Genomic DNA, 8,166 nt, shown 5'->3' on the forward strand with positions numbered 1-8,166 from the left:
CGGGGTCGGCCCGGTGGGAGCGCGCGCACCGCGCGGCGTGGCCCGTCCTCTTCGCAGGGGGCGTCCTGGGGGCCTCCCAGGGCACCGCGTTGGCGGCGACCGCCCTCATGTGGCCGCAGGGGGCCCTGTCCGTCTGCGCCGTCCTCGCGGTGAGCGGCCTGGTCGTCGAAGCGGGCCTGTGGCGGGTGGCGGGGGCCGCGGCTCGCTCGCGCCTGGACTGAGGCACGATGGCCGGCCGCGCGCGCGTCGTCGGCGCCGTTCCCCGGACTGCGGGCCGGTGGTTCCCCCCGTCAGGTGTGCGCCTCGATCGTGCGGCGCGGAGCGATGAGGACCGTCGCGCACACGAGGAGGACGCTCAGCACAGCGCACCCCGCCAGCAGGGGCGCCACGGACTGGAGCGAAAGGCCGCCCGTGACCGTCACGGCCGTAGAACCCAGGAACAGCGCTCGTGAGGCCAGCCCCTGGGGCAGCGCGTAGGACAGTGCGCCGACCACTCCCGTCGAGGCGGCGATCGAGCCGAAGCCGATGCCGGAGAGCAGCAGGCACACGGCGACGGGCGCCGCGAACGACTTCATGAGCATCGACAGCAGTGACTGCGCGAGGATCAAGGGGACGGCGATGACGACGGCGAGCGCGCACGACAGCGCGAACGCCGCTCCCGGCCACCCGGGCATGCCCATGGTGAGGCCCAGGGCCCAGGTGAGTGCCAGGAGCACCACCTGCGCCACGGCGACCGGCGCGACGAGGACCACGGACTTCGCCAGGACGACCGCCCAGGGCCGGTGCCCCGAGGTGAGGACAATGTTCCACGAGGCGTCCCGGTGCTCAGGACGCCACACGGACGCCGCCATGAGCGCCACGCCCAGGTTGAAGAACATCAGCCCGTAGAAGAGGGTGACCTGGCTGGCCAGCGAGTCCCACCCGCCGTTGAGGGCGTCCCTGTTCACCCAGTAGTTGACCGCTCCTGCGACGGTGGCCAGCAGGGGCAGCAGGACGGCGAAGACGCCCACCCGCGAGCGGCGGAGTTTGAGGAATTCGGCGGCGACGAGGCCCATGGTATTCACCTTTCAACACGATCCATGCGGTGGGTCGCCCAGGCCAGGGCGGCCAGGGCCAGGAGGAGGAAGCCTACCACCCAGGGCAGGTCGACGCTCCCGTAGTGCACGCCCCCTGCCTGCCGACCGACTAGTCGCGTGTTCGTGATCACCGCGTAGTACCCCCAGGGGACCATGCGAGCGATGGCGCTCGGGGCTAGAAACATGTACATCGCGGTGAAGGCGCCCAGCAGACCCACTCCGACGCAGATGAGCTGGTTGTCCCATTTCGCCGCCAACCACACGTGCGCGCCCACGAACACGCCGTCCACCAGCCACAGCAGGACGGCGTACTGGGTCCACTGCCCCCATTCGAGGGGTACCGTGTACCCCCTCGCGCGGGCGAGGCCGATGGTCGCCGCTGTCTCCGCCGCCACCGCGAGCGCCAGCACCGCCACCAGGAGCGCGGTCTTCGCCCGGCACAGCGCGCCGGGCCCCACGCCCGTCGTTGAGTTGAGCGTCCAACCCGCGCCGGTGTTCTCGATGTCGGTCTGGCGGCTGGCGATCACGGCGACCAGGACGGGATGGACCAGGGCGTTCATCATGGCGGCATTCAGCAGCAGGGACGCCCACGGCCAGGCATCCGGGTCCGCACCGACCACCGGCGCCTCGGGCCGGAACAGGTTCATGCACGACAGCGCGACCACCGCGACGACCGCGACGACGACGACGGGAATCGTGTGGAGGCGGCGCATCTTCGCCGCTTCGAGGCGTACGAGCAGTAGCCTGCGTGCCATCGCCACCATCACAGCGCCCCCGCCCCTCCGGTGAGGGCCATGAAAACGTCCTCGAGGGACTGGTCCGCGCGGCGCACCTCGTACAGGGTGATGCCGTGGCGCACCAGTGCCTCGATCATCCGAGCGGCTCCCCCCTGGTCGAGGCCGGGGACCATGATGCCGCCGGCCACGGCGCGCCCGGGCAGTCCCAGGGCGAGCGCCTCCCTGGCCTGCGGCGTCGAGACGAAGAGGTCGGGCAGTGAACGGGCGAAGAGCTCCGCGCGCGTCCCCTGGAACACGAGGCGGCCCGCGGAGAGGATCCCCAGGACGGAGGCCATCTTGTCGATCTCGTCCAGGAGGTGGCTGGAGACCATGACTGAGACGCCCTCGGAGGCCAGGTGGATGAGGAGTTCGCGGATCTCCTCGATCCCGGCGGGGTCGAGGCCGTTAGTCGGCTCGTCCAGGACCAGCAGCTGCGGGTCCCGGGCCAGCGCCATCGCGATGCCGAGCCTCTGCTTCATGCCCAGGGAGTAGGTGCGCTGGAGGCGGTTCTTGTGCTCGGTGAGGCGGACCAGGGCAAGGGCGCGTTCGGTCTGCTCCCGGCTCAGCCCCAGCATGCGGGCGACCACCGCCATGTTCTCGGCGCCCGTGAGGTGCCCGTAGCCGGGTGGGCGCTCGATCATGGAGCCGATCCGCGGCATCATCGCGCTCGCGTTGGCTCCTGTGAGGGGGGTGCCGAAGACACTGATCCGGCCCCGCGTCGGCCGCAGCAGGCCGAGCAGCATCTTCATGGTGGTGGATTTGCCGGAGCCGTTGGGGCCGAGGAACCCGTAGACGCATCCCGCGGGCACGCGCAGGTCGAGGGAGTCGACGACGGTGCGCCCAGCGAACGACTTCGTCAGATCGGAGGTGGCGACGACCAGGCCGGGGCCGTCGTATGCGGGGGGCCGGGGCGAGGTCCGCGGCGCCATCCGGAGTGGTGGGTGTGCTGTCATGGCACCCACTGTGCCCTGCGGCGGCGCGATCGGCATCGCCCCGTGGGATGGTTCCGAGCGGGGCGCCCTCATACCAGGGTATGACGGTGCGGTGGCCGCCCTGGCCTAGTGTGGGACCATGAAGCAGCTCCCTCCCCCTTCCCTCCCCCCGGCCCCGCCGCGTCCGCGCCCCGTGCCCCACTGGACGGACGCGCTGCTCGGACTGTCCGTCGCGGTCCTGTCCTCGAGCGGCCTTGTCACCGCGTTCCCGGGCGGGGCCGCGGTGTTCCGCGTCCTGGCGGTGCTGTGCGGAGCGGCCATCGCCTTCAGGCGCGTGTTCCCCCTGGCCTCGGTGCTCGTGATCGGGGCGGTCCTGGTGGTCCACGTGCTGCTCATCGAGGACTTGACGCTGGTGGCGCTGGTTGGCGCGCTCGTCGCGGTGTGGACCACCCAGTCGCGCCTGGCGCCCCCGTGGCGGTGGGCTTTGCTCGTGTTCTTCTGCTCCGGAGCGGTCGCGGCGGTCTCGGTGCGGGCGGTGCGGGCCTACGAGCCCACCGACCTGAGGGGTTTCGCCGTACTCGGCACGGCCACCGCACTGGTTCTCGCGGTCGCGGCGCTCGGGGGGGCGCGCAGCCGGTCGATCAGGGACCGCAGGCACTTGGCCGCAGAGCGCCTGGCGATGCTGGAGGAGCAGCAGCACACCCTGGCGCGCCTTGCCGTCGCCCACGAGAGGAACCGGTTGGCCGGGGACCTCCACGACCTGTTGGGGCACACCCTCACCGCCATCAGCGCGCAGGCCGAGGGCGCCCGCTGTGTCCTCGCGGCTGATCCCGCGCGCGCCGACGAGGCTCTGGCGACCATCGCCAGGATCAGCCGGGAGGGGGTCGATCAGGTGCACGATATGGTCGCCCTGCTGCGCGGGGACGGGGTTCCCTCGCCCAGTGCGGTGCCCGGGGCAGCGGGAACGACCGCCGAGGGTGACGGGCGCGCGGCGACCGCGGACGCCGTCGGCGCGGGCGGGGGCCTGTGGGAGCGGGTGTCCGCGCTGGTGGTGGCGTGCGCGGCCCCGGTGCGCCCCGATCTCGACGTGTCGGCGCCGCCCGCGATGGCCCCCGAACAGGAGGACGCCATGGTGCGCAACTGCCGGGAGGCGCTGACCAACGCGATGCGCCACAGAGCGCCTGGGCCGATCAGTGTCGCCGGGCGCTCCATGGGACCGCAGGTGTCACTGACGGTGGAGAACCCGATCGCGGGGGTCCCGTCGGCGCGGACCGGCGGCCTGGGCGTGGTCTCGATGGCCTCGCGCGCCCACGGGGCGGGGCTGCGCTGCGGGGTGGGGCCGCGCGGGGGCGTGTGGCGCGTGGAGATGGAGGCAGGGGTGTGAGCGCGCCGATCCGCATCGGCCTGGCCGACGACGAGCCCCTGTTCGCCCAGGGGTTGGCGATGATCCTGGGGTCCCAGCAGGACTTCGCCGTCCGCTGGCGGGCAGTCCACGGCCAGGACGCGCTGGTGCGCGCCCGCCGCGATCCGGTTGACGTGCTGCTCATGGACGTGCAGATGCCCGTCATGGACGGGATCGAGGCGACGCGGCGCCTCGTCGATGAGGGCACTGCGAGCAGGATCGTCATCCTCACCACTTTCAACACGGACGACTCCGTTCTGCGCGGCATCGACGCGGGGGCCTCGGGGTTCCTGCTCAAGACCACTCCCCCGGCCGGGCTGTTCGACGCAGTGCGCACCGTCCACTCGGGTGACTCGGTGATCTCCCCGGGGCCCACCTCGACCCTGCTGCGCGCGTTGCGCGCCCCGGGCGCCCCGCCCCTGGCCGCGGTCCCCACTCCGGCGGATGCCGCCGCGGACGGCCGCGGGATCCTGGAACGAGCGGGCCTGACGGGCAAGGAGGTCGAGATCCTGCGCTTGATCGCGCGCGGGCTGACGAATCAGGAGATCTGCGACGCGCAGTGGGTGTCGATGGCGACTGTGAAGACCCACGTGGGCCACCTGCTGGCCAAGACGGGGGCCCGTGACCGCGTGCAACTGGTGCTCCTCGCGCTGCGCGCCGGCCTCATGGACGCCGACATGGTCCTGTCCCCGCGCCCCTCGCACGGGTGAGCGCACCGGCGCCCGCCGCGTCCCGCAGTCGGAGCGCGGTGCGCGCCCGTCCGGGTGGCGACGGGGGCGCCACCGCCCTCGCGGCCGCGCCCCCTCACCCCTGCGCGTTGTTCCACGCGCGTTCCACGCTACTGCTGGGGCTTCTCCCTCTTGTCCAGCATGTACAGGGCCAGCTTGGAGGGCTCCAGGGCGCGCACCGCGTGGGGCAGGCGCGTGCCGAAGTGGATGACGTCGCCGGGCTTGAGGACGACGACGCGGCCGTCCGCCTCGATCTCCAGCGAGCCCTCCAGCGCGAAGAGCAGGACCGGCATGGCGGCCGTGTGCTCGCTGAGGTACTCGTCGGTGTCGAAGCTGAACAGGACGAGGCGCACGCCCTCGGCGTGCATGACGGTGCGCGACACGGTCGCGCCCTCGTTGACGGCCACCATCGCGGCGACGTCCTGCAGGTCCGTCATCACGGGGGTGGTCCGCTCAGTGCTCGAATCCGCGCTCAGGCTCATTCATCCTCCTTGGGTTTGCGGGCGACGATCGCCACACCGCGCATGTTCTTCTCGTACTTCTTGAAAGTGCGCCTCATGGTGAGGACGCGTGCGCGCAGGTCCTTGTCCCGCGCGAGATTCCAGGCGATGCGGGCGGCGCCGCCCACGCCCTCGTCGGCGACGACGCGCCCAGGGCTCAGCAGGGCCATCGGGGCGGTGCCCACGTGCTGGACGACCAGGCCCGCGGCCTCCAGGTGCTCTTTCCAGGCCTTGACGGTGCTGGGCCTGGCGTTGACGTTGATCGCGCGCGCCAGCGCCTTGCGCAGGTCGGTGGCCACCGCCTCGTCGATGTCGTCGGGGGCCAGTGCGAGCTCGTGGATGGCGTAGCGCCCGCCGGGGCGCAGCAGGCGCGCCGCCTCGGAGACGATCTCCGCTTTCACGCGGTCCGACTGCATGGTGAGCATCGCCTCGCCGACGACCACGTCCGCGCAGCCGCTGTCCAGACCGGTCCTCCGCGCGTCGGCGTTCACGCAGCGCCCCCTTCCCCGGACGATCCGGCCCACGCGCGCGGCCGCGTCGGGGTCCTGCTCGACTCCGGTGTACGAGGCGGGCCCCCCTTCCAGGATCCACCCGGCGGTGACGCCCAGCCCGGGGGCGAACTCGACGACGTCGGCCCCGGCCAGCCCCGCGCGGGACAGCATGGAGCGCGTCAGGGCGGCGCCGCCCGGGCGCAGCACCCTCTTCCCGGCGCGGGCGAGCACCCAGTGGCCCGGGGCCTTGTCGACGGGCCGTTGGGAGAAGGGGAGCGGCGTGCTTGCCTCAGAACTCTCATCACTCATATACGCAACTATACCGTGACGTAATTCGTCCCCGCCAGGGAATGGTGCTCACACCGGTCGGGCGGCGGGGGGCCCGGCGTAGAACCGCCCGTCGCCGCGCCCCGGCGCCCTCGGACGGCCTCCCCCCCGGGTACGCACACAAGGACCCCGATTTACGAAACACGCGCCGCACACAAGGGCTTGATTCCGCCCTTGTGTGCAGCTCCGTGTTGCCTAATTCCCGCCCTTGTGTGCGGTACAGGCGGGAAAGGGCGCCGCACGGTCCCCGCCCTGGTGCGCAACGCGGGGAGGAAGAGCACTGGGCCGGGCGCTCAGGCGTGTCCGCGTCCCGATACGCGAGAACGCGGGCGGGGCCACCCGAGGACGGCCCCGCCCGCGTTAAAAAGGCTCTCAGATGCCGATCGCCGCTCCGAACTCCTCCTTGATGCGCTCGAGGCGCGCCCTCGCCTCGTCCCAGGGGACGGGCGCGCCGTCCTCCACGGGCAGGACGACCTCGAGGTAGCACTTGAGCTTGGGCTCGGTGCCCGAGGGCCTGGCGACGACGCGGTCGCCCGCCTCGGTGGCCACGAGGAGCGCGTCCGTCCCCGCAAGCCCCTGGTAGCCCTCCGACAGGTCGATGACGGACTCGACCGGCGATCCCGCCAGGGTGCTGGGCGGCGCCGACCGCAGTCTCTCCATGCCCTCGGCGATGAGGCCGAGGTTGTCGACGCGGAAGGTCAGGGGCGCTGTCATGTGGAGGCCGTGGGCGCGCGCCAGGCGCTCCAGCTCGTCCGCCGCTGTTCGCCCCTGGGCCTTCAGGGCGGCGAAGAGGGAGGCGACGACGACGGACGTCGCGATCCCGTCCTTGTCCCGCACGACCTCGGGGTTGGGGCAGAAGCCGATCGCCTCCTCGTAGCCGAAGAACAGGCCGGGGACGCGGGCGATCCACTTGAAGCCCGTCAGCGCGGGACTGTAGTCCAGGCCGTGGGCGGCGGCGATCCGCTCGAGCATGCGCGAGGAGACGATGGAGTTCGCCAGGACCGCGCCCCGGGGGGCGCGCCCGGCCAGGTAGTCGCCCAGCAGCGAGCCCGTCTCGTCGCCGGTGAGTTGGCGCCAGCCCCGGGCCGAGCCGGGATCCGGAACTGCGACGGCGCAGCGGTCCGCGTCGGGGTCGACGGCGATGATCACGTCCGACCCCTCCTCGCTGGCGCGCTCCATCGCCAGGTCGAGGGCGCCGGGCTCCTCCGGGTTCGGGAAGGGGACCGTGGAGAAGTCGGGATCCGGTTCGGCCTGCTCCGCGACGAGGCGGACGTCGGAGAATCCCGCCTCGGCGAGGACCCGCGTGGTGAGGGCCGCGCCGACGCCGTGCATCGCGGTGAGGGTGATGCGCAGGGCGGCCTTCTCGGCGGCGCTGCCGCGGGCCAGGGCGCTGGCCGCTGCCACGTAGGCGTCGCGCGGATCGACGGGCTCGATCCTGGCGTCGTCCTGGGCGACCTGGTCGGCCGGGGGCGCGCTGGCGATGGCGGCCGCGATCTCGGCGTCGTAGGGGGGCACGATCTGGACGCCCTGCCCGGCGCCGGCGACGACGGCCCCGCCCAGGTAGACCTTGTAGCCGTTGTCCATGGCCGGGTTGTGAGAGGCCGTGACCATGATCCCCGCGTCGGCGTCGAGGTGGCGCATGGAGAACGCGGTCAGGGGCGTGGGGTTCATGGGGGGCAGTTTGAGGACGTGGCACCCGGCGGCCGAGGCGACCCGGGCGGCGGCCAGGGCGAAGTCCACCGAGCCGTGGCGCGCGTCGCAGCCGATGACGACGCGGGGGGCGCGGTCGATCGTGCCCGTGAGGAAAGCGCACAGGCCGGCGGTCGCCCGGATGACGACCGCGAGGTTCATGCGGGACTCCCCGGGGCCCATCCGGCCGCGCAGGCCGGCGGTCCCGAACTCGAGGGGCCCGGCCATGGCCGCGGCCACTTCCT

Annotated in this window: 8 protein-coding genes and 1 pseudogene; 3 read left to right on the forward strand and 6 right to left on the reverse strand. The window is 72.6% G+C overall.

The window, feature by feature from the left end:
* A pseudogene (locus tag BH719_RS09595) lies at positions 1-221 on the forward strand (permease); the annotation flags it as partial.
* Positions 222-290: 69 nt separating this feature from the next.
* On the opposite strand, the gene BH719_RS04085 reads toward BH719_RS09595, so the two are convergent.
* From BH719_RS04085 to BH719_RS04095, 3 genes are read right to left on the reverse strand one after another with little or no spacing between them, the layout of a single operon-like run.
* Positions 291-1,055: an ABC transporter permease gene (locus tag BH719_RS04085; protein ID WP_009743490.1), complete on the reverse strand. Its 765-nt coding sequence runs from the start codon at positions 1,053-1,055 to the stop codon at positions 291-293.
* 5 nt (positions 1,056-1,060) lie between these two features.
* On the reverse strand, positions 1,061-1,831 hold the full coding sequence (locus BH719_RS04090; protein ID WP_034255585.1) for an ABC transporter permease: 771 nt from the start codon (positions 1,829-1,831) through the stop codon (positions 1,061-1,063).
* 8 nt (positions 1,832-1,839) lie between these two features.
* Positions 1,840-2,805, reverse strand: coding sequence for an ABC transporter ATP-binding protein (locus tag BH719_RS04095; RefSeq protein ID WP_034219171.1), 966 nt, complete (start codon positions 2,803-2,805; stop codon positions 1,840-1,842).
* 118 nt (positions 2,806-2,923) lie between these two features.
* Here BH719_RS04095 and BH719_RS04100 point away from each other — a divergent pair, with 118 nt between their 5' ends.
* Both BH719_RS04100 and BH719_RS04105 read left to right on the forward strand, forming a co-directional pair.
* Positions 2,924-4,168 (forward strand): sensor histidine kinase, encoded by a 1,245-nt coding sequence (locus tag BH719_RS04100; protein ID WP_050790616.1) that lies wholly within the window; start codon positions 2,924-2,926, stop codon positions 4,166-4,168.
* A complete protein-coding gene (locus BH719_RS04105) occupies positions 4,165-4,896 on the forward strand; it encodes a response regulator (RefSeq protein WP_009743493.1) in 732 nt (243 codons plus the stop codon). The genes BH719_RS04100 and BH719_RS04105 overlap by 4 nt, the downstream gene beginning before the upstream one ends.
* 128 nt (positions 4,897-5,024) lie before the next feature.
* Here the strand turns inward: BH719_RS04105 and BH719_RS04110 are convergent, their stop codons facing one another.
* From BH719_RS04110 to BH719_RS04120, 3 genes are all read right to left on the reverse strand, one after another.
* Entirely contained in the window at positions 5,025-5,396 is a 372-nt protein-coding gene (locus tag BH719_RS04110; RefSeq protein ID WP_009743494.1) for a cupin domain-containing protein, read from the reverse strand.
* Positions 5,393-6,214: a class I SAM-dependent methyltransferase gene (locus BH719_RS04115; RefSeq protein ID WP_009743495.1), complete on the reverse strand. Its 822-nt coding sequence runs from the start codon at positions 6,212-6,214 to the stop codon at positions 5,393-5,395. The genes BH719_RS04110 and BH719_RS04115 overlap by 4 nt, the downstream gene beginning before the upstream one ends.
* Before the next feature lie 390 nt (positions 6,215-6,604).
* Positions 6,605-8,166 (reverse strand): phospho-sugar mutase (locus BH719_RS04120; RefSeq protein WP_009743497.1); only part of this gene is annotated, 1,562 nt, incomplete at its 5' end.

This window comes from Pauljensenia hongkongensis (assembly GCF_001746855.1).
In the GTDB taxonomy this organism is placed as follows: Bacteria; Actinomycetota; Actinomycetes; order Actinomycetales; family Actinomycetaceae; genus Pauljensenia; species Pauljensenia hongkongensis.

Bases quoted from the DNA above. Each gene is read 5' to 3' on its own strand.
- BH719_RS04085 (WP_009743490.1), bottom strand. From the start codon at position 1,055: ATGGGCCTCGTCGCCGCCGAATTCCTCAAACTCCGCCGCTCGCGGGTG.
- BH719_RS04090 (WP_034255585.1), bottom strand. From the start codon at position 1,831: ATGGCACGCAGGCTACTGCTCGTACGCCTCGAAGCGGCGAAGATGCGC.
- BH719_RS04095 (WP_034219171.1), bottom strand. From the start codon at position 2,805: ATGACAGCACACCCACCACTCCGGATGGCGCCGCGGACCTCGCCCCGG.
- BH719_RS04100 (WP_050790616.1), top strand. From the start codon at position 2,924: ATGAAGCAGCTCCCTCCCCCTTCCCTCCCCCCGGCCCCGCCGCGTCCG.
- BH719_RS04110 (WP_009743494.1), bottom strand. From the start codon at position 5,396: ATGAGCCTGAGCGCGGATTCGAGCACTGAGCGGACCACCCCCGTGATG.
- BH719_RS04115 (WP_009743495.1), bottom strand. From the start codon at position 6,214: ATGAGTGATGAGAGTTCTGAGGCAAGCACGCCGCTCCCCTTCTCCCAA.